The 19,906-nt window shown below is 72.4% G+C and carries 17 protein-coding genes; 10 read left to right on the top strand and 7 right to left on the bottom strand.

Annotated elements, in window-relative coordinates:
- The 3 genes from ACFVFS_RS21725 to def form a co-directional block, all read left to right on the top strand.
- On the top strand, positions 1-971 hold a 971-nt coding region (locus ACFVFS_RS21725), incomplete at its 5' end, for an HD-GYP domain-containing protein (protein WP_380626236.1).
- Positions 972-1,240: 269 nt separating this feature from the next.
- The gene (locus ACFVFS_RS21720) at positions 1,241-2,230 is read left to right on the top strand and encodes a tetratricopeptide repeat protein (RefSeq protein WP_380626235.1); all 990 of its coding nucleotides are present in this window, start codon (positions 1,241-1,243) and stop codon (positions 2,228-2,230) included.
- Positions 2,231-2,266: 36 nt separating this feature from the next.
- Positions 2,267-2,893 carry a peptide deformylase gene (gene def, locus ACFVFS_RS21715; protein ID WP_380626234.1) on the top strand — a complete coding sequence of 209 codons (627 nt, stop codon included), beginning with the start codon at positions 2,267-2,269 and terminating at the stop codon, positions 2,891-2,893.
- Between the two features lie 98 nt (positions 2,894-2,991).
- Here the strand turns inward: def and ACFVFS_RS21710 are convergent, their stop codons facing one another.
- Positions 2,992-4,005: a LacI family DNA-binding transcriptional regulator gene (locus tag ACFVFS_RS21710; RefSeq protein ID WP_380626233.1), complete on the bottom strand. Its 1,014-nt coding sequence runs from the start codon at positions 4,003-4,005 to the stop codon at positions 2,992-2,994.
- A 183-nt stretch (positions 4,006-4,188) separates the two neighbouring features.
- On the opposite strand from ACFVFS_RS21710, the gene ACFVFS_RS21705 reads away from it, so the two are divergent.
- From ACFVFS_RS21705 to ACFVFS_RS21685, 5 genes are all read left to right on the top strand, one after another.
- Positions 4,189-6,000, top strand: coding sequence for a glycoside hydrolase family 13 protein (locus ACFVFS_RS21705; protein ID WP_380626232.1), 1,812 nt, complete (start codon positions 4,189-4,191; stop codon positions 5,998-6,000).
- On the top strand, positions 5,997-7,403 hold the full coding sequence (locus tag ACFVFS_RS21700) for an alpha/beta hydrolase (protein WP_380626231.1): 1,407 nt from the start codon (positions 5,997-5,999) through the stop codon (positions 7,401-7,403). Before ACFVFS_RS21705 ends, ACFVFS_RS21700 begins: the two co-directional genes overlap by 4 nt.
- Before the next feature lie 99 nt (positions 7,404-7,502).
- Positions 7,503-8,807, top strand: a complete 1,305-nt coding sequence (locus ACFVFS_RS21695; RefSeq protein ID WP_380626230.1) for an extracellular solute-binding protein — start codon at positions 7,503-7,505, stop codon at positions 8,805-8,807.
- A 49-nt stretch (positions 8,808-8,856) separates the two neighbouring features.
- Entirely contained in the window at positions 8,857-10,458 is a 1,602-nt protein-coding gene (locus ACFVFS_RS21690) for an ABC transporter permease subunit (RefSeq protein ID WP_380626229.1), read from the top strand.
- Entirely contained in the window at positions 10,455-11,315 is an 861-nt protein-coding gene (locus ACFVFS_RS21685; RefSeq protein ID WP_380626228.1) for a sugar ABC transporter permease, read from the top strand. The genes ACFVFS_RS21690 and ACFVFS_RS21685 overlap by 4 nt, the downstream gene beginning before the upstream one ends.
- 21 nt (positions 11,316-11,336) lie before the next feature.
- Here the strand turns inward: ACFVFS_RS21685 and ACFVFS_RS21680 are convergent, their stop codons facing one another.
- The 4 genes from ACFVFS_RS21680 to ACFVFS_RS21665 all read right to left on the bottom strand — a co-directional run bounded on the left by ACFVFS_RS21680 (position 11,337) and on the right by ACFVFS_RS21665 (position 14,979).
- Positions 11,337-12,407, bottom strand: a complete 1,071-nt coding sequence (locus ACFVFS_RS21680) for a ferritin-like protein (protein ID WP_380626227.1) — start codon at positions 12,405-12,407, stop codon at positions 11,337-11,339.
- A 180-nt stretch (positions 12,408-12,587) separates the two neighbouring features.
- Positions 12,588-13,871, bottom strand: coding sequence for a VanZ family protein (locus tag ACFVFS_RS21675; RefSeq protein WP_380626226.1), 1,284 nt, complete (start codon positions 13,869-13,871; stop codon positions 12,588-12,590).
- A gap of 407 nt (positions 13,872-14,278) precedes the next feature.
- Complete coding sequence (locus ACFVFS_RS21670; RefSeq protein WP_380626225.1) at positions 14,279-14,551, bottom strand: hypothetical protein; 273 nt, start codon at positions 14,549-14,551, stop codon at positions 14,279-14,281.
- The gene (locus tag ACFVFS_RS21665; protein WP_376092009.1) at positions 14,548-14,979 is read right to left on the bottom strand and encodes an ATP-binding protein; all 432 of its coding nucleotides are present in this window, start codon (positions 14,977-14,979) and stop codon (positions 14,548-14,550) included. The genes ACFVFS_RS21670 and ACFVFS_RS21665 overlap by 4 nt, the downstream gene beginning before the upstream one ends.
- Before the next feature lie 226 nt (positions 14,980-15,205).
- On the opposite strand from ACFVFS_RS21665, the gene ACFVFS_RS21660 reads away from it, so the two are divergent.
- Positions 15,206-16,066 carry a helix-turn-helix domain-containing protein gene (locus tag ACFVFS_RS21660; protein WP_380626224.1) on the top strand — a complete coding sequence of 287 codons (861 nt, stop codon included), beginning with the start codon at positions 15,206-15,208 and terminating at the stop codon, positions 16,064-16,066.
- A gap of 3 nt (positions 16,067-16,069) precedes the next feature.
- Positions 16,070-16,273 (top strand): DUF397 domain-containing protein, encoded by a 204-nt coding sequence (locus tag ACFVFS_RS21655; protein ID WP_380626223.1) that lies wholly within the window; start codon positions 16,070-16,072, stop codon positions 16,271-16,273.
- Positions 16,274-16,335: 62 nt separating this feature from the next.
- Here ACFVFS_RS21655 and ACFVFS_RS21650 read toward each other — a convergent pair whose 3' ends face one another.
- Together ACFVFS_RS21650 and ACFVFS_RS21645 are read right to left on the bottom strand one after the other, a co-directional pair.
- Positions 16,336-17,352, bottom strand: a complete 1,017-nt coding sequence (locus ACFVFS_RS21650; protein WP_380626222.1) for a ribonucleotide-diphosphate reductase subunit beta — start codon at positions 17,350-17,352, stop codon at positions 16,336-16,338.
- Positions 17,352-19,757, bottom strand: coding sequence for a ribonucleoside-diphosphate reductase subunit alpha (locus ACFVFS_RS21645; protein WP_380626242.1), 2,406 nt, complete (start codon positions 19,755-19,757; stop codon positions 17,352-17,354). The genes ACFVFS_RS21650 and ACFVFS_RS21645 overlap by 1 nt, the downstream gene beginning before the upstream one ends.
- Between the last annotated feature and the right edge of the window lie 149 nt (positions 19,758-19,906).

Raw genomic sequence — 19,906 nt, 5'->3', positions numbered from 1 at the left:
CTCCCCGGGCGTCCGGCGCCGGGCCCGCCGGGCCGCCGCCGTGGCGCGAGCGGGCCCGGCGGGACGGCGCGGCGCGGCGACTGCTCGGCGCGGGGTTCGCGGCCGCCGTCTTCCAGCCGCTCTACAACAGCGGCGTGGTGGACCGGTTCTCCGCCGACGGTCCGGCGTACGGCGTGTTCCTGACGGCGGTGGCCGCGCTGGCCGCGCTGTGCGACGCGGTGCTGGCGGCGCTGCTGCGGCGGGCCCGCAGCGGGCTGCGGTTCCCGGCGGCGCTGGAGGACGAGCTGCGCTCGCTGTTCGGGATCGGCTCGGCGATCGCCGCCACCGGCATGCTGGTCAGCCTGGCCGCCGGGGAGGTGGGGCTGTGGGCGCTGCCGCTGTTCTGCGCGCCGCTGCTGCTGGCGCAGGTGTCGTTCCGGCGGGCGGCGGCGGTGCGGGCCACCACCGGGCAGACCATCGCCAGCCTGGCCAAGGCCACCGAGGTGGCCGGGTACACGCCGCCGGGGCACGCCCGCCGGGTCGCCGACACGGCGTGCGCGGTCGGCCGCGAGCTGGGGCTCGGCACCCGTGAGCTGGCCCTGCTGGAGTACGCGGCGCTGATGCACGACGTCGGGCAGCTGTCGCTGGTGGAGCCGGTGCCGGGCGGGGCGACGGCGCTGCTGCCGGACGAGGAGCAGCGGCGGATCGCCCGGCTGGGCAGCGAGGTGATCCGGCGCACCGGGGTGCCGCGGCGGGTCGCCGAGCAGGTCGCCCGGCTGGCCGACCCGTTCCCCGGGCCGGACGGCGGGCGGGCGGTGCCGCTGGCGGCGCGGATCATCCGGGTGGCGAACGCGCACGACGACCTGCTGACGGCGGCCCGCGGACGCGGGGCGGGGGAGGCTGTGGGCCGGCTGGAGGTGCTGGAGGCGCTGCGGCTGGGGCGGGTGTACGACGCCAGGGTGGTGGACGCCCTGGTGCGGGTCTGCGGCTGACCGCGCCCGGCGGCCGCGGGCGGGTCGGCCGGCCGGGTCGGGGGGCGGGAGGGGGCGTCCGGGGTTGAGGCGGCGGGGCCGGGCGGGCAGGCTGGGGGAGGGGCCGGAAACGGGCCGGGACGGAACCGGGCAACCCCGGCGGTGGGGAGCGCGGGCGGCGGCCGTCGTGGTTGGATGCGGTCGTAGCGTGGAAAACCGACCCGGGACACCGGGCCCGTGACGCGGGAGCGGTCGCGGGACTCGAGCGGACGACGACGGCAGGGACGAACGTGAGGATCTTCCACCGGGCACGGCACCGGCCGTCCGCCACCTGGCGGCAGACGACCGACCGGGCTTTCACGTTGATCGGCGACGGCCGGTACGAGGACGCCGGCGCCCTGCTGGTGATGGCGGCCGACCTGGAGCCGTGGCTGTCGGACTCCTGGTTCAACCTGGCGCTGCTGCACAAGTTCCGCCGCGACTGGGAGCAGGCCCGGGCGGCCGGGCTGCGGGCGGTGGCGCTGCTGGACCGCGAGCAGGGCGCCCCGGACTGGTGGAACCTCGGCATCACCGCGACCGCGCTGCAGGACTGGCCGCTGGCCCGGCGGGCCTGGCAGGCGTACGGGCTGAAGCTGCCCGGCGGCCCCGGTGCGCGCGAGGAGGGGCCGGTCAGCCTGGACCTCGGGACGACGCCGGTGCGGCTCTCCCCGGACGGCGAGTCCGAGGTGGTGTGGGGCCGCCGGCTGGACCCGGCCCGGATCGAGGTGCTGTCGATCCCGCTGCCGTCCTCCGGCAGACGCTGGGGCGAGGTGGTGCTGCACGACGGCGCCCCGCACGGCGAGCGGGTCACCGACGGGGTCGCCTACCCGGTGTTCGACGAGATCGAGCTGTGGGCGCCGTCCCCGGTGCCGACGTACGTGGTGCTGCTGCAGGCGGCGACCGAGGCGGACCGGGACGCGCTGGAGCGGCTGGTCGCGGACGCGGGCTATGCGGCGGAGGACTGGACGTCCTCGGTGCGGCTGCTGTGCCGGGCCTGTTCGGAGAGCCGGATGGCCTCGGACGACGGCCACACCGCCCACCACGACCCGCACGACGACGGGGACGCCGCGCACCCCGGCCACCTGAGCCACCTGAGCCCCGGCGCGGGCGGGATGTCCTGGCTGGCCGAGCGCGAGTGCGGGATCGCCGCCCCGGCGCACCTGGTGCGGGTGCTGCTGGACCGCTGGGCCGCCGCGTCGCCGGGAACCCGGATGTACCGGGATCTCGAAGAGGTGTGCTGAATCCGCTGAGTACCCTGGTGCGGTACGCGTAGGCCTATGGAAGCGGAAGACATGGCGGAGCAGGAGCAGCACGAGCACGACGAGACCCCGAAGGTGGTCGGCGAGGAGCCGGACCTCTCCAAGGGCACGGCGCGCCCGATCACCGTCTACGGCAACCCCGTGCTGCACCGCGAGGTGAAGGACGTGACGGCCTTCGACGGCGAGCTGTCCGCGCTGATCGACGACATGTTCCAGTCGATGTACGCGGCGGAGGGCGTGGGCCTGGCCGCCAACCAGATCGGTGTGGACCTGAAGGTCTTCGTCTACGACTGCCCGGACGACGAGGGCGTGCGCCATGTCGGCCACGTGGTCAACCCGACGCTGGAGGAGTTCCCCAAGGACCGCCGGCGGGTGCTGGACGACGGCAACGAGGGCTGCCTGTCGGTGCCGACCGCCTACGCCGAGCTGCCCCGCCCGGACTACGCGGCGGTGACCGGCCAGGACCGGGACGGCAACCCGATCCGGGTCGAGGGCACCGGCTTCTTCGCCCGCTGCCTGCAGCACGAGACCGACCACCTGTTCGGCTTCCTCTACATCGACAAGCTGTCGAAGCGGGACCGCAAGGACGCGCTGCGGCAGATGGCCGAGGGCACCGCGCGCTACGCGACCGTCCCGAACGACTGACGTCCCGAACGGTCGGCGTCCCGAACGGCCGACGGCGCCGGGGGAGTCGGCGGAGGGCCGGTGAGCAGCAGCTCACCGGCCCTCCGGCGTTCCCGGGATCAGCCGCGCGCCCGGGCGGTGGAGTCGCGGGCGACCAGGACGGGGGTGAACACGTAGTCGCGGGCCCCGCCGCCGTGGCCCTCCAGCCGGCGCCAGAGGGCGTCGGCGACGGCGGCGGCCATCTCCTCGATCGGCTGGCGGACGGTGGTGAGCGGCGGGTCGCTGTGGGCGGCGAGCTGGCAGTCGTCGTAGCCGATCACCGAGAGGTCGCCGGGGACGGCGAGGCCGGCCTCGCGGGCGGCCCGGACCACGCCGAGGGCCATCAGGTCGCTGCCGGCGATCACGGCGGTGACGCCCGCGTCGAGCAGCTGGTGGGCGGCGGCCGCGCCGCCGGCGATCGAGTAGGCGGACTCGGCGTACCAGTCGGCGGGGGGCTCCTCGCCGAGCAGCTCGCGCATCGCCCGCCGGTAGCCGTCCAGGCGGTTGAGCGAGGGGCGCAGATAGCCCTGGCCGCCGGCCAGGCCGATCCGGCGGTGGCCGAGTTCGCGCAGGTGGGCGACGGCGATCCGGGCGCCGAGCGCCTCGTCGGTGGTGACGGTGGGGACGGCGAGGCCCTCCACCCGGCCGCTGACCAGCACCATCGGGACGCCGCGTTCGTGCAGCAGCCGGTAGAAGCCGTGGTCGGCGTCGGGATTGGCGTGCCGTCCGGAGACCAGGACCAGGCCGGAGACGCCCTTGCGGAGCAGGACGTCGATGTAGCCGAGTTCGGCGGTGCCCCGGCGGGTGGAGGTGCCGACCACGGCGGTGAGGCCGTGCTGGGCGAGCCGCACCTCGATCGCGGAGGCGAGCAGCGGGAAGACCGGGTTGTCGAGCTCGGGGACGATGATGCCGATCAGCGCGCCCTGGTGCGGGTCGTAGCCCTGGTCGGGCTGCCAGCCGAGCTCCCGCATGGCCTCGGCGACCTTCACCCTGGTGTCGTCGGAGACGCCCGGCCGGTCGTTGATCACCCTGCTCACCGAGGCGGCGCTGACGCCCGCCCGGGCGGCGATGTCGCGCAGTGACGGGCCGCTCATTGGTCCTCCGGTCTGGTCTGGCCTGCATCCTACAAAGCCCGGTGCGGCGGGCCGCGCACCAGGATGAAACGATCTTAGCAACATATTGCGCAACTGTTTCATCGGCCGTTACGGTTCCCTCGTCGGCCCCGGAAAGCGGAATGCCGGCGTCCGTTAACCTGTCCACCCGCCCCGAGGAGCCCCATGGACCCGTCCAGCAGCCACCGCCTCGCCGCCCGCCACGAGCCGCACCACGACGGGTCCGCGCGGTACGTCGGCGACCTCGCCCCGCGCCTCGGGCAGCACGTCGACCTGCTGGTCAGGGTGCCCGCCGGACAGGACGTCGAGCGGGTGTTCCTGCGCTCCGTGCCGGACGGCGAGCCGCACTTCACGGCCGCCGCCGTCGACCGCGTCGACGACACCGGGGCCACCTGGTGGCGGGCCGTCCTGGAGATGGTCAACCCGGAGATGAACTACCGGTTCTGGCTGCACACCCCCGACGGCGGGCGCTGGCTCACCGCCGCCGGCCTGCGCGACCACGACCTGCCCGACGCCACCGACTTCCGCCTCACCACCCACCCCGCCCCGCCCGCCTGGGCCGCCGGCGCGGTGGTCTACCAGATCTTCCCGGACCGCTACCACCGCTCCGGCGAGGCCCCGCTCGCCGCCTGGGCCCGCCCGGCCGACTGGGACACCCCGCTGCGCACCGGCGACGCCGAGGCCCTCCAGCAGATGTACGGCGGCGACCTCTGGGGCGTGGTGCGCAAGATCGACCACATCCAGCGGCTCGGCGCCACGGTGATCTATCTGACCCCGTTCTTCGAGGGCCGCTCCAACCACCGCTACGACGCCGTCTCCTTCGACCGGGTCGACCCGGCGCTCGGCGGCGACGAGGCGCTGATCGCCCTCACCGCCGAGGCGCACCGGCGCGGCATCAAGGTGATCGGCGACATCACCCTCAACCACTCCGGCGACCGGCACGACTGGTTCCGCACCGCCCAGGCCGACCCGACGAGCCCCGAGGCCGGCTTCTACTTCTTCGGCGACGGCGGCCCGGACGACTACGCGACCTTCCTCGGCGTGCGCACCCTGCCGACCTTCGACCACCGCTCGGCCGAACTGCGCCGCCGCCTCTACGAGGGCCCCGACTCGGTGATCGCCAAGTACCTCGGCGCGCCCTACCACCTGGACGGCTGGCGGGTCGACGTGGCGCAGATGGCCGGCCGCCGCGGCGACGTCGAGCTCAACCACCTGGTCGCCACCACCACCGCGGCCACCGTCCGGGCCGCCAACCCCGACGCCGTCCTGCTCGCCGAGCACCAGCACGACGCCTCGCTCGCGCTGGCCGGCGACGGCTGGCAGGGCACCATGAGCTACGCCGGATTCACCCGGCCGGTCTGGAGCTGGCTCGTCGAGAAGCACGACCAGAAGGACTTCTGGGCCGTCCCCGGGCCGATCCCCGACTACGACGCCGCCCGGGTGCGCGCCACCATGACGGCCTTCGGCGCCGCGCTGCCCTGGCGCAGCCGCGCCCACAACCTGACCCTGCTGGACTCGCACGACACCGCCCGGTTCCGGACCTTCGCCGGTCCGGAGCGCCAACTGCTCGGCGCGGCGCTGCTGTTCACCCTGCCCGGCATCCCCATGGTGTTCTCCGGCGACGAGGTCGGCGTCCTGGGGGAGGGCCTGGAGGAGGGCCGCAAGCCGTTCCCCTGGGACGAGTCCGCCTGGGACCAGCACACCTGGCGCACCTACCGCGACCTGGTCCGGCTGCGCCGCAGCCACAGCGCGCTGACCGGCGGCGGACTGCGCTGGCTGGTCGCCGAGGGCGACGTCCTGCTGTTCGAGCGGGAGGACGAGCGGGAGCGGATCCTGGTGCAGATCAGCCGGGCCGACCACCCGCCGGTGGCGGGCGAGTGGCACGCCACCCACCTGCTCGGCGGGCCGCAGCTGGTCCCCGGCCGCGACCTGCCCTGCGAGGGCCCGGCCGTGCACGTCTGGTCGGTGGCCCGATGAGCGCCGACACCGCCTGGGCCGCCGCGCAGGACGGCACCGCCCGGCAGGACGGCAGCGCCCCGGGCGGCCGGACCGCCCCGCGCGGCCGGATCGAGCGGATCCCCGGCTTCCGCTCCGAGCGGCTCGGCAACGAACGGGACCTGCTGGTCCACCTGCCGCCCGGCTACGACGACCGGCCGGACGCCGACTACCCGGTCCTCTACCTCCACGACGGCCAGCAGGTCTTCGACCAGGGGCAGCGGCCCACCTGGGCGGTGGACCGGACGCTGGAGGCGCTGTACGCCGAGGGGCTGATACCCGAGCTGATCGCGGTCGCCGTGCCCAACGCCGGCGCCGACCGGGGCGTCGAGTACTCGCACGTCGCCGAGTACTGGCGGACCCCCGGCACCCCGCTGAAGGGCCACCGCTACGAGGCCTTCCTGACCGACGAGGTCAAACCGTTCATCGACGCCCGCTACCGGACCAGGCGAGGCCCCGGGCACACCGCGCTGATGGGCTCCTCGATGGGCGGCCTGGTCACGTACCACATCGCCTTCCGCCGCCCCGAGGTCTTCGGCCTGGCCGCCGTCCTCTCCCCGTTCCTCGCCCACGTCGACCCGGACGGCCTCGGCGAGCGGGTGGTGCACGAGCGGTACCGGCGACGCGGACCACGGCGGATCTGGCTGGACATCGGCGGCCGGGAGGGGCTCATCATGGCCCGGCCCGCCCGCGAGCTGGCCGGCCGGCTGGTCGACGAGGCCGGCTACACCTCCGGCGCCGACCTGCTCTACTACGAGGACCCGGCCGCGCCGCACCACGAGGAGGCCTGGCGTCCGCGCGCCCGGCACGCGCTGCTGCACCTGTTCGGCGCGCCCTCGCCGGTGCGCTCGCTCACCGTCGAGCCCGAGATCCTGCTGGCGCCCGGCGAGACCTGGAGCGCCGTCAACCCGGTCGCGGTCCGCGCCGACGGCGTCCGGTACACCGCGCTGGAGGCCGGCTACCGGGTCGAGCGCCCCGAGGTGGCGGCCGTCTCGCCGCACGGCGGGCTGCTCCCGCTGGCCGCCGGGCGGACGGCGGTCACCGTCCGGGCCCACGGGCTGGCCGCGGCCACCGAGGTCGCGGTCGACCCGGAGCTGCCCGCCCACCCGGTGCTGGAGGTCGTCGTGACCGTCCCGCCGGACACCCCGGACGACGCCCCGGTGATGTTCGGCCCGCTGCCCTGCGCCCCGGCCGGCCCGGGCCGGTTCCGCGGCCGGATCGCCGTGCCGCGCGGCACCGGCTTCGACGGTGGGATCTCGCGCGGCTGGGGCCTGGACGCCGTCGACGCCGACGGCCGGCGGGTGCTGCACCCGCTGCGGGTCGACCGCGACACCCGGCTCGACCTCACCGTCGACCGCTGGCACCGGCCGGCGGACGGCATCTGACCCGCGCGCCGCGCCCCCCCACCCCCGCGACCCGCCCCCCCGCGACCAACCACCCGCGACCCGCCCCCGCACCCCTCCCGGACGAAGGAGTCTCGGACCATGCGCCACCGGATCCCCCGCCCCCGCGCAACCGCCGCCCTCGGCCTGCTAGCCCTGCTGGTCACGGCCTGCGGCGGCACCACCCCCTCCGCCGGTCCCGCGCCCGCCGGCGGCACCGCCGCCGCGGACGGCACGGCGACCGCCCCGCCGGTCGGCGCCGCCGAGGGCGACCTGGTGATCTGGGCCCAGACCCAGCAGGCCGCCGCCCTGCAGCCGCTCGCCGAGCGCTTCGGCAAGGAGCAGGGCGTCAAGGTCACCATCACCCCGCAGTCCGTCAACACCCAGCAGTCGTACGTCACCGCCACCAACGCGGGCAAGGGCCCCGACCTCGTGGTCGGCGCCTCCGACTGGCTCGGCAACCTGGTGCAGAACGGCACGGTCGCCCCCGTCCCGCTGACCGCGCAGCAGAAGGCGCTGTTCCAGCCCGCCGCCCTGGCGGCCGTCGCCCAGGGCGGGCAGCAGTACGGCCTGCCGTACGCGACCGAGACCCTGGTGCTGTTCCGCAACACCGAACTGGCCCCGGCCGCGCCCGCCACCTTCGAGGACCTGGCCGGTACCGCCCAGGAGGCCGTCCGGGCCGGGAAGGCCGAGGTCCCGCTGGCGCTGCCGATCGGCCAGCAGGGCAACGCCTACGCCCTGCAGCCGCTGTTCACCTCGGCCGGCGGCTACCTGTTCGGCGCCAAGCCCGACGGCGGCTGGGACACCGCGGACCTCGGGGTCGGCGGCCCCGGCTCGATCGCGGCCGGCGAGCTGTTCAAGCAGTACGGGGAGAAGGGCACCGGGCTGTTCAACCGCTCGGTGGACACCAACGCCATCTCGCTGTTCACCGGGCGCAAGTCGCCCTACCTGGTGGCCGGGCCGTGGGCGCTCGGGCAGGTCAAGCAGGCCGGCCTGCCGTACGCGATCTCCGCGGTGCCCGGCTGGGCCGGCAAGGGGCAGGCCCGCCCGTTCATCGGCGTGCAGGCGTTCTACCTCTCCGCCAAGGCGAAGAACCGGCCGCTGGCCCAGGAGTTCCTGCTGCGCGCGGTCGGCTCGGAGGAGGGCCAGCTGGCGCTCTACCAGGCCTCGCCGGAGCCGCCCGCGCTGACCTCGGCGCTCGCCAAGGCCAGTGCCGGCGACCCGGACATCGGCGCCTTCGCGGCCGCGGGCGAGGCCGGGCAGCCGCTGCCGACCGTCCCCGCGATGAACGCGATCTGGGGCCCGCTCGGCCAGGCCGAGGCGAGCATCGTGGCCGGCGCCGACCCGGCCGAGACCATGCGCCAGGCCGGCGAGGCCATCCGCGCCGCCCTCGGCGCCGGCCACTGACACCCCCCGGCGCCCCGCGCCCCTCCCGGACGGACCAGGGACCATCCCCATGACCTCCCCCACCCTTCAGGACAGCAGGCGTCCGGCCCGCCCCGCCGACGCCCCGATCCGCCCGCCCCGCCGGGCCGGCGCCCTGACCGCGCAACTGGTGAAGCTCGCCCTGCTGTCCGGGGTCGCCGCACTCGCCCTGTTCGCCGCGCCCGAGCTCTACGGGGCCGGCCACTGGGCCGGCCTCGGCGTCCTCGCCGCCGGGACCGCGGCCACCTTCTGGATCTACCTCTCGCCCCGCCGGCTCGCCGCCAAGTACCTGTGGCCGGCCACCGTGCTCTTCCTGGCCTTCGTGGTCTACCCCGTGCTCCACATCGTCGCGGTCTCCTTCACCGACTACGGGGACGGACACCTGCTCACCAAGGACCAGGCCGTCCGCACCCTGGTCGACAACTCGGTGGAGCCCGTCCCCGACGGCGCCTCGTACACGCTCACCGTCGCCACCGAACAGGCCGGCGGCCCGCTCGTCCTGCTGCTCACCGACCCGGCGACCGGCCGCACCGAGGCCGGCACCGCGCGCGGCCTGGCCCCCGCCCCGGCCGGCACGGTGACCGCGCCCGACGGCCGGGTGACCGCCGCCCCGGGCCTGCGGATCCTCACCCTGGGCCAGGTCAACGGCCGCGCCCAGGAGCTGAAGGAGCTGAGGGTCCCGGTGGACGGCGGCTTCGTGATCGGCCAGGGACTCTCCTCGGCCACCACCGCCCGGCCCGCCCTGGTCCACGACGGCCGGGCCGACACCCTCACCGACACCCGCACCGGCACCGTCTACCGCGCCGGGGACGGCCGGTTCACCGCCGACGACGGCTCCGGCCGGACCCTGCCCACCGGCTGGCACCGCACCGTCGGCTTCGCCAACTTCACCGACGTGCTCACCAGCCCGGCCGTGCGCGGCCCCTTCCTCGGCGTGCTCGCCTGGACCTTCGGCTTCGCCGCGCTCTCCACCGGCGCCTCCTTTGCGCTCGGCCTCGGCCTCGCCTTCACCCTGCACCACCCGCGGCTGCGCGGTCAGCGGGCCTACCGCTCGCTCCTGCTGCTGCCGTACGCGATGCCCGCGTTCATCGGCATCCTGATCTGGCAGAGCATGTACAACCGGGACTTCGGGCTGCTCAACCAGCTGCTGCACACCCGGATCGACTGGCTCGGCGACACCTGGAGCGCGCGCTTCGCAGTCGTCCTGACCAGTCTGTGGCTCGGCTTCCCCAACATGCTGCTGATCTGCACCGGGGTGCTCCAGTCGATGCCCGCCGAGCTGAACGAAGCCGCCCGGATCGACGGCGCGGGGCCGTGGACCGCCTTCCGGGCGGTCACTTTCCCGCTGCTGCTGGTGGCCGCCTCGCCCGTGCTGATCTCCTCCTTCGCCTTCAACTTCAACAACTTCAACGCCGTCCAACTGCTCACCGGCGGCGGCCCGTTCGACGGCGCCGGAGGTGCGGCCGGCTCCACCGACATCCTGATCAGCTACACCTACCGGGTGGCCTTCGGCGGGCAGGGCGCCCAGTACGGCTTCGCCGCCGCCCTGTCGATCTTCATCTTCCTGCTGGTCGGCCTGATCACCCTGGTGGGCTTCCGCCGCACCCGGGCCCTTGAGGAGCTGAACGCATGACCACCACCGCCCGATGGCTGCGCCGGTTCGGCTGGCGGCACCTGGTCGCCGTCCTCGCCGTCTGCTTCGCGCTGTTCCCGCTGCTCTTCGTGTTCTCCGCCGCGCTCAACCCGCTCGGCACCCTGCAGTCCTCCACGCTGCTGCCCGAGCACGCCTCCTTCGCCAACTTCACGGCGCTGTTCACCGACGAGCAGTACCCGTTCGGCCGCTGGCTGCTCAACACGGCGCTGATCTGCGGCAGCTTCGCCGTGCTCAACGTGCTGCTCGGGGTCTGCTCCGCGTACGCGTTCTCCCGGTTCCGCTTCCGGGGCCGGCGGGTGGGGCTGCTCACCGTCCTGCTGGCGCAGATGTTCCCGCAGTTCCTCGCGGTCGTCTCGCTCTACCTGCTGTTCGCCGAGGTCGGCGACGTGCTGCCGGCGATCGGCCTGGACACGCCCTGGGGGCTGCTCCTGGTGTACCTGGGCGGGTCGATGGGGGTGAACACCTGGCTGATGAAGGGGTACCTGGACACCATCCCGAAGGAGATCGACGAGGCCGCCAGGGTGGACGGGGCCGGGCACGCGCAGATCTTCTTCCGGCTGATCCTGCCGCTGGCCGCACCGATGCTGGTGGTGATCGGGATCCTCTCGCTGACCACCGCCCTGAACGACGTCATCCTGGCCGGCATCTTCCTGACCTCCAACGAGTCCAAGACGGTGGCGGTCGGCCTCTACGGGATCATCTCCGGCCAGCAGGACCAGAACTACGGCCTGTTCGCGGCCGGTGCGCTGGTCACCTCGCTGCCGGTGATCGTGGTCTACCAGTTCCTCCAGCGCTACCTCGCCCAGGGGCTCACCGCCGGCTCGGTCAAGGGCTGAGCCGGCGGCGGGCCCGCGGCGTCAGGGCGCGACGAACAGCCACTCCGGGCCGTAGGTGAAGCGGGGGTCGGCGGGGAGCCTGACGGCGTTGATCTTCTGGGCGGAGGTGCGCATCTTGCCCATCAGGGTCCGCGCCGCGACGACCGGGCCGGCGCCCTGGCCGGAGGGGACGCTCCAGGCCTGTTCGAGCGCGCGCAGCATGTCGCTGTAGTGCTGGTTGAACTCGTGCAGGAGGACGGCCGTCGGCTGGTCGGGAGCGTTGCGGGGGTCGTTGGCCCAGCCGCCCCCGGGGACCCGGCCGACCGGGGAGTTGGCGGGCAGCGGCACCTCGGGGCCGTTGCACACGAACTTCTGCGTCGCCTCGTCGAAGACGAGCCGGCGTCCCTCGGCGATCTCCTTGAAGGTGTAGTAGTGGGCGAGTTCGCCGGGCTCGCCGGGGAAGGGGTTCTCGGGGGAGGCGGCCGTGCCCTCGCCCTGGGCCTTGATGATCTCGATGGCGTGCAGGACCGCGGGGAGCGTGGTCAGCGGAACGATGTCGTTGCCGGCGCCGTGCGTCGACCCGAGCGGGAAGGTGACCTGGTTGCGGTCGTGGAGGAGGCCGGCGAACCTGGGGAAGACGTCGGCGATCCGCTGGTAGAAGGCGCCGATGGTGTTGCCGTCACGGGCGAACGCGAGCGGGTGCTCGGGCTTCTCGATGCGGGCGAACAGGTCGGCCGACTCACGGCTCAACCCGCTGAGGAACACCTCCAGCCCGGGATTGACGCCGCCGGGCAGCTCGCCGGGGTACTTGGGGACGGTGGCCGGGTCGGTGAGGTGGACGGTGCCGCCGATGGCGGTGAGCATGTTGCAGACCAGGCCGAAGTGGGACATCTCGTCGAAGACGATCTCCTTGATGCCGTGGAACACCGGCTCGTCGTCGTCCCGGTCCAGGATCGACCAGAGCGCGGTGGCGTAGGGCGGGATGGTGGAGAGCTCCAGCATGATGGCCCGCTGGAGGGCGTCCTTGAGCTCCTGCTCGGTCCAGTCGTCCTCCGTGATGCTCATCAGCTGGACGATGGCGTCGCTCTCGTAGTCCAGGACCCCGGTGGCCATGGTGCATCCCCTTTCGATCGGTCGTGGCCGGACCGTAGTCGGGAACCGATCGCACATGGACACATTCCGCCAGGTCCGCCCCCGAGTTCACCCGGACGCCCACCCCCACCCCGCCCGGTGCGACCGCCGGGCGGGGAGGGGGTGGGGCCGCTCACCATCAGCAGCCTGTCGATGGCGCACTCACCCCTGGTGTGCCACGGACTGCCCGGTAACGGCGTCGATGAACTCGACCCTGCCCGAGCTTTGAGCCTCGCCGGGCTTGATGAGGTTGACCACCCAGCAGGGCCGCCACTGTCCGTCGATCTGCTTCGCCAGGAGGAAGGTGGTGTCCGCGCGGGATCCCGGCACGGAAGCGACGGCCCGCTGCTTGGCGGTGTCGGCGGTGACGGTGGGTTGAGGCAACTGGGGGTCGGCGTCCCAGCGTGCGGATGACGCCATGACCCGGCCGGAGGTGGAGACCGTGATGTCCAGGCGCATGGGCATCAGGACGTTGTCGGCGTTGTACCGGCGGTAGGTGATCATGTAGGCGCCACCCGCCGTGTCGGTGGAGGTCAGAGTCGGAGTCACGGCCCGCGTGAGGTCGGAGAACCAGGTCGCCGCGAAGTCGGTGCCGACCTTGAGGACCTGGTCCCGGGTGAGCGGCCCCGGGTCGATCTGACTGTTGGCCGAGGCGCTGTTGAGAAGGCGTCCGGTGGGCCACTCGATCCGGAATTGGCCGCGGTCGGTGGTGGCGTCGAGGATCGGCTCGGTGGGCCTTTCGGGGATGGTGGTCAGGCGGGTGGTCTGCAGCAGGGTGCCGGGGCCGAAGAGCTGGGCGGCGATGTGCTGGGGTATCTCGGTCTCGTCGGCCGCGGAGTGCGCGTTGAAGCCCGCCGCATCGTGATGGAGCGGTACGTACAGCCAGATGACGGCCGTCACGGCCGCGAGGCCGGTGCCGGCTGTGGCGAGGCCGTGGAGGCCGTCCCGACGTCCGATCAGAGGCCTGTGGCGGCGGAGCCACAACCAGACGCCCGCGGCAACCGTGCCGATGAGCGCACCGAATGCGTTGTCGACGAGATCCGCGGCGTCGCAGGAGCGGCCGGTTCCCAGCAGGGTCTGGCAGACCTCGGTCACGGCGGATAGCACCACGCACGCCGCGAGGACGGTCAGTGGCCGACGTAGGACCAGTGTGGCGAAGAGGGCGAGCGGCACGTACAGGGCGATGTTCATCAGTCCCTGCGGAGTGGTGGCCGTCTCCCAGACTCCGGTGCCGATCGAGCACGTCGGTTTCCCGGACGACCCGGTGGTGGTCGGGGTCAGTGTTGCCGCGACCTCTCCTGCCAGCGACAGTCCCCAGAGAACCGTGGCGACCATCGGCCACTGCCTGGACCGGGCTTGCCACAGAGCCATGGTCCCGAGGCCCAGGCCGAGCACGGCGAAGACGGGGTAGAGAGCTGGAGCTGAGGAGAGAATCGCTTCGATCATCGGTCTTCCGGGATCCGGTCGGGCAGTGAGCCGGGGAGGGCGCAGGCTCGGCCTGCGCCCTCCCCGGGTTCGGTTCGGCCTGTCAGGTTCAGCAGGGGTGGTCCGGCGGGGACTGGAACGTTAGTCATGTGGAGGCTTCGAGCAGTAAACCTCCAGCAACTTCCACCAGTGGCCACTTCAGAGCGTGACGTCACGCCTACGTGACGATCGCCCTTCCTGTTCCTGGCGTACACCCCGGGCTTTCAAGTGGCCTCGCCGGACCGGGGGGTGTCCGCCAGTGGACCTCGCCAATCCGCCGCACCCGGTGTGATCGCCGGGTGCGGCGGAAGGCGGATTCGATGGGCGGGGTTCCGGGCGGCTGTACCTCTTCGTGGCGCCCCCGCACGGCCGTGGCCGTGCGGGGGAGTTCACGGGTGGTGGGTGGTGATGGTGATCGGGTGGGCGGTCCAGCTGGTGAGTTCGCCGACGTAGAGGGTGACGCTCCAGAGGCCGCCCCGGGCGAGGCAGCGGGCGATGCCGTCGCCGCCGCCCGGGCCGATGCAGATGCGGATGAAGTCGCGGTGGGCCGCGCGGATCGGTAGCGGGCGGACGCGCTCCCAGAGGACGGGCAGCGCGTGGTCGAGGCTCGGGAAGACGGTGGGCAGCACGATGCCCGAGATCCCGGCCCGGACGACGCTCACGCGGCGGCCGGGTCGGGGGAGAGGTGGCACCAGACGAACTTGCCGACGCCGCCGATGCGCGGGCAGCAGCCCCACTGGGTCGCCAACTCGCGGACGAGGAGCAGGCCTCGGCCGGCCTCGTCGGAGTCGGAGGCGGCGCGGAGGGCGGGCTTCTCGTTGTCCGCGTCGTGCACTTCGATCCGGAGGGTGAGGCCGGAGGAGAGGTGGAAGCGGACGTAGATCAGCCGGTCCCGGGGGGTGCGGGCGTGCTGGACGGCGTTGGTGACGAGCTCGCTGACCAGCAGTTCGCCGCTGGGGAGGAGGAGTTCGCCGGAGGGGAGGGGGAGGAGGAAGGAGCGGAGCTCCTGACGGGCGAGGCGGGGCGACTTGCGGTGCCGGGGCAGCCAGCAGGTCCGCTCGGCGGGGGTGGGGGAGACGGTTTCAGGCATGGCGGAGCCACCTCTGGTCGGTCTGGGTGACGGCAGCTGAAGCAGGCATGGGGATGCCCGGTGAATCGCCCGCCGCCATCACAACGTGTCGACTGGCGGACTACGTTGAGTAGCATGCTCTTGGGGGCTTCCAAAGTGCAAGTCCCTACTTTGAAAGCGGTCAAAGATTGTTGTCGCTGCAGCGGGGAGGCAGACTGGCAGCTCACAGAAGTGGGAGGCCGCGACGATGCCCGTGAACAGGAACCCGACGGTTCGGCAGCGGAGGCTTGCCCGAATGCTCAAGGAACTACGGGTAGATGCCAATCTGACGCTGGCCCAGTCGGCTCGGCATCTGGCGTGCGCAGAGAGCAAGATCAGTCGCATTGAGGCTGCACAGTCGGGGATTCGATTGGTGGATCTTCGGCTGCTGCTCGACCTCTATGGAGTGACGGACCCGGAGTCCAGGGGGCGGATGGAGACCCTGTCGCGTGAAGGCCGCCTTCGTGGATGGTGGGACCGGTACTCGGAGACCTTGTCGCCTCTGTACGCCGATTACATCGCGCTGGAGTCCGATGCGTCGGACATGTACAGCATCCAAACCCTTCTGGTGCCTGGGATCTTGCAGACCGAGGACTACACCAGGGCCGTTGTGAGGGCGCAGATAGAGGACGCGGCGCCGGATCAGATCGAGATCCTGACGAAGGTCCGTCAGGAGCGTCGCTCGGTCCTGGCGAGAGAGGCGCCGATGAGGGTCTGGGCCGTGCTCTCGGAATCAGCGCTCAGGCACCAGGTCGGCGGTCGATCGGTCATGCGCGAGCAGCTTCGATCTCTCGCGGAGTCTGCTGAGAGCCCCAACATCAACGTCCAGATTCTGCCGGAGGCGTCGGAGATCCACGCTGCACTCTTCGGACCGGTCACCATCCTCAGCTTTCCGGAGGTGGCCGAGACGGACGTGGTGTACGTCGACAGCCTTCTCAGCACTCTGTACATCGAGGAACCGGGCGAAGTCTTCAAGTACGCGAACCTGTTCCGCCGTGCTCTGGCGGAGTCATTGCCCCGCAAGGAATCGATCGCGCTCATCGAGCGCATCGCGAGTGAGGAGGTCTAGATCGTGAGCGAGTTCTCGCCAGGTGAGTGGCGCAAGTCTTCGTATTCAGGTGCACAGAGTGAGTGCGTCGAGGTGGCGCTCGACACGGCGGAGGTCGTGCCGGTGCGGGACTCGAAGGATCCGGGCGGGCCTGCGCTGGTCTTCCAGGCTGATGCCTGGGCGTCCTTCGTGGCCGGGGTCAAGGGTGGGGAGTTTCCGACCGGCTGAAGAAACAGAGGTGCCCCGCACGGCTGTGGCCGCGCGGGGCACCTCTTTGTCGTCTTCTATCTCTAGAACTCGTCGTCGAAGGAGACCGAGCCCTCGACGGCGACCTGGTAGGCCGACACCCGGCGCTCGAAGAAGTTGGTCAGCTCCTGGACGTTCTGGAGCTCCATGAAGCCGAACGGGTTCGTCGAGCCGTACCGGATCGGCAGGCCCAGACGGGCCAGGCGCTGGTCGGCCACAGCCTGGAGATACTCCCGCATCGACTCGGTGTTCATGCCGGGGAGGCCGTCACCGCACAGGTCCTGGGCGAACTGGAGCTCGGCCTCGACGGCCTCCTCCAGCATCTCCGTGACCTGCTTGGCCATCTCCTCGTCGAAGAGGTCGGGCTCCTCCTCGCGGACGGTGTCGACCACCGACATCGCGAAGTCCATGTGCATGGACTCGTCGCGGAACACCCAGTTGGTGCCGGTCGCCAGGCCGTGCAGCAGGCCCCGGCTCCGGAACCAGTACACGTACGCGAACGCGCCGTAGAAGAACAGGCCCTCGACGCACGCCGCGAAGCAGATCAGGTTCAGCAGGAATGCCCGCCGGTCTTCCTTGGTCTGCAGCGAGTCGATGTGGTCGACCGCGTTCATGTACTTGAAGCAGAACTGGGCCTTCTGGCGGATGGAGGGGATGTTCTCCACCGCGGCGAAGGCCGCGTTGCGGTCCTCCGGGTCGGGCAGGTAGGTGTCCAGCAGCGTCAGGTAGAACTGGACGTGTACGGCCTCCTCGAACAGCTGCCGGCTCAGGTAGAGCCGCGCCTCCGGGGAGTTGATGTGCTTGTACAGGCTCAGCACCACGTTGTTGGAGACGATCGAGTCCCCGGTGGCGAAGAAGGCGACCAGTCGGCCGATGAGGTGGCGCTCGCCCTCGCTGAGCTTCGCCAGGTCGGCGACGTCGGAGTGCAGGTCCACCTCCTCGACGGTCCAGGTGTTCTTGATCGCGTCGCGGTACCGGTCGTAGAACGACGGGTAGCGCATCGGGCGCAGCGTCAGCTCGAAGCCGGGGTCGAGCAGCATCTTGCGGTCGTCGTCGGACATTACTGGCAGGCCTCGCAGGACTCGGGGTTCTCCAGGGAGCAGGCCAGCGCGGCCTCTTCCTCGGGGGTGAGGGTCGGCGTGTTCACGGGCACCGGCGCGGCGGCGCGGGCGGTGCCCGAGGCGGCCTGGGCGATCCGGGTGGCCGGGCGCGAGCGCAGGTAGTAGGTGGTCTTCAGACCGACCTTCCACGCGTACGCGTACATCGAGCTGAGCTTGCCGATGGTCGGCGCGGCCATGAACAGGTTCAGCGACTGGCTCTGGTCGATGTACGGCATGCGGGCCGCGGCCAGGTCGATCAGCGCGCGCTGCGGCAGCTCCCAGGCGGTGCGGTACAGCGAGCGGATCTCCTCGGGCAGCCAGCCGAGCTCCTGCACCGAGCCGTTGGCGTCGCGCAGCGCGTCGCGGGTCTGCTGGTCCCAGACGCCCAGCTCCTTGAGGTCGCGCACCAGGTACGGGTTGACCTGGAGGAACTCGCCGGAGAGGGTCTCGCGCTTGAACAGGTTGGACACCTGCGGCTCGATGCACTCGTACACGCCGGCGATGGACGCGATGGTCGCGGTCGGCGCGATCGCGAGCAGCAGCGAGTTGCGCAGGCCGGTGGTGGCGATCCGGGTGCGCAGCGCCGCCCAGCGGTCGGCCCACTCGGGCGCGGCGCTCGGGAAGTGGTCGATGTGCAGCTCGCCGCGGGCGGCGCGGGTCTCGCCGTAGGCCTCGTGGCGGCCCAGCTGCTCGGCCAGGTCGGCGGAGCGCTCGTACGCGGTGAGCATGATGCGCTCGGCGATGAGGGTGGACAGCCGCGCGGCCTCGGCGGAGTCGAAGTCGATCCGCAGCTTGAAGAAGACGTCCTGCAGCCCCATCACGCCGAGGCCCACCGGGCGCCAGCGCGAGTTGGAGGCGCCGGCCTCGGGGGTCGGGTAGAAGTTGATGTCCACCACGCGGTCGAGGAAGGTGACGGCGGTGCGGACGGTGGCGTCCAGGCGTTCCCAGTCCAGCGCGTTCAGCAGGTCGTCGGCCGACGCGCCGTCGGCGACGTGGGCGCCGAGGTTGACCGAGCCGAGGTTGCAGACGGCGGTCTCGGAGTCGTCCGTGACCTCCAGGATCTCGGTGCAGAGGTTGGAGCTGTGCACCGTGCGGCCCGGCAGCGCGGTCTGGTTGGCGGCGCGGTTGGAGGCGTCCTTGAAGGTCATCCAGCCGTTGCCGGTCTGCGCCAGGGTGCGCATCATCCGGGCGTACAGGGTCTGCGCGGGGATGGTGCGCACGGCCTTGCCGGCCAGCTCGGCCTTGAGGTAGGCCTCGTCGAACTCCGCGCCCCACAGATCGACCAGCTCGGGGACGTCGGCGGGGGAGAACAGCGACCAGTCCGCGTTGGCGTTGACCCGGCGCATGAACTCGTCCGGGATCCAGTGCGCCAGGTTGAGGTTGTGGGTGCGGCGGGCCTCCTCACCGGTGTTGTCGCGCAGCTCCAGGAACTCCTCGATGTCCGCGTGCCAGGTCTCCAGGTAGACGCAGGCCGCGCCCTTGCGGCGGCCGCCCTGGTTGACGGCGGCGACGGAGGAGTCGAGGGTGCGCAGGAACGGCACGATGCCGTTGGACTTGCCGTTGGTGCCGCGGATCAGCGAGCCGCGCGAGCGGATCCGGGAGTAGGACAGGCCGATGCCGCCGGCGTGCTTGGACAGCCGGGCGATCTGCGCGTAGCGCGAGTAGATCGAGTCCAGGTTGTCCAGCGGGGAGTCCAGCAGGTAGCAGCTGGACATCTGGGGGTGGCGGGTGCCGGAGTTGAAGAGGGTCGGCGAGGAGGTCAGGTACTCCAGCCGGCTCATCAGGCGGTACAGCTCGGCGACCTCCGCGACCGACTGCTCGGTGTCGCCGACCGCCAGGCCACAGGCGACGCGGAGCAGGAAGTGCTGCGGGGTCTCGACGACCTTGCGGGTGATCGGGTGGCGCAGCAGGTACCGGGACTGCACGGTGCGCAGGCCGAAGTACTCGAAGCGGTCGTCGCCCCGGGGGTCGATCAGGGCGTCCAGGGCGGAGGTGTGCTTGGCGACGAAGGCGGCGGTGGTGTCGCCGATGAGGCCCTCGGCGTGGCCGACCGCGATCGAGGTGGAGAACGAGACCACGCCCTGGCCCGCCGCCTCGTCCACGATCTCCAGCGCCAGCAGGCGGGCCGCGAGCTTGGAGTACTGGGGGTCCTCGGCGATCATCGACGCGGCGGCGTCGACGGCCAGCCCGCGCAGCTCGGCGAAGTCGGAGCCGGCGTGGCGGCCGCGGAGCGCGGCGGCGGCGACGTGGCCGGGGTCGACCTGGGGGAGGTCGGCGCTGCGGTCGGTCAGGAGGCGCAGGAGCGCACCGCCGGGGTCGGAGACCGTCGGGTCGGCGGGGGCGGAGCTGGAACCCTGGGCGGGCAGGGTGGCTGAGGCAGCGGTGGTCAAGGCGCTCTCTCCTGGCGGCGGTCGACGGCGGTGGCTCGGGCCGGGCCGTTCGGGGCAGGGGAGAACGCCGCGCGGACCCGTAGGCGTCGCGCGTGTGTCGTCCCCGGCCCGCCCGCGAGGCCCGG

The sequence above is a fragment of the Kitasatospora sp. NPDC057692 genome (genome assembly GCF_042799475.1).
In the GTDB taxonomy this organism is placed as follows: Bacteria; Actinomycetota; Actinomycetes; order Streptomycetales; family Streptomycetaceae; genus Kitasatospora.
The sequence above is the reverse complement of the archived record's forward strand: the minus strand, read 5'-3'. Positions and strand labels throughout refer to the sequence as shown.

Bases quoted from the DNA above. Each gene is read 5' to 3' on its own strand.
- ACFVFS_RS21710 (WP_380626233.1), bottom strand. From the start codon at position 4,005: ATGAGCGGCCCGTCACTGCGCGACATCGCCGCCCGGGCGGGCGTCAGC.
- ACFVFS_RS21685 (WP_380626228.1), top strand. From the start codon at position 10,455: ATGACCACCACCGCCCGATGGCTGCGCCGGTTCGGCTGGCGGCACCTG.
- ACFVFS_RS21695 (WP_380626230.1), top strand. From the start codon at position 7,503: ATGCGCCACCGGATCCCCCGCCCCCGCGCAACCGCCGCCCTCGGCCTG.
- ACFVFS_RS21700 (WP_380626231.1), top strand. From the start codon at position 5,997: ATGAGCGCCGACACCGCCTGGGCCGCCGCGCAGGACGGCACCGCCCGG.
- def (WP_380626234.1), top strand. From the start codon at position 2,267: ATGGAAGCGGAAGACATGGCGGAGCAGGAGCAGCACGAGCACGACGAG.
- ACFVFS_RS21660 (WP_380626224.1), top strand. From the start codon at position 15,206: ATGCCCGTGAACAGGAACCCGACGGTTCGGCAGCGGAGGCTTGCCCGA.
- ACFVFS_RS21665 (WP_376092009.1), bottom strand. From the start codon at position 14,979: ATGCCTGAAACCGTCTCCCCCACCCCCGCCGAGCGGACCTGCTGGCTG.
- ACFVFS_RS21650 (WP_380626222.1), bottom strand. From the start codon at position 17,352: ATGTCCGACGACGACCGCAAGATGCTGCTCGACCCCGGCTTCGAGCTG.
- ACFVFS_RS21705 (WP_380626232.1), top strand. From the start codon at position 4,189: ATGGACCCGTCCAGCAGCCACCGCCTCGCCGCCCGCCACGAGCCGCAC.
- ACFVFS_RS21680 (WP_380626227.1), bottom strand. From the start codon at position 12,407: ATGGCCACCGGGGTCCTGGACTACGAGAGCGACGCCATCGTCCAGCTG.
- ACFVFS_RS21690 (WP_380626229.1), top strand. From the start codon at position 8,857: ATGACCTCCCCCACCCTTCAGGACAGCAGGCGTCCGGCCCGCCCCGCC.
- ACFVFS_RS21675 (WP_380626226.1), bottom strand. From the start codon at position 13,871: ATGATCGAAGCGATTCTCTCCTCAGCTCCAGCTCTCTACCCCGTCTTC.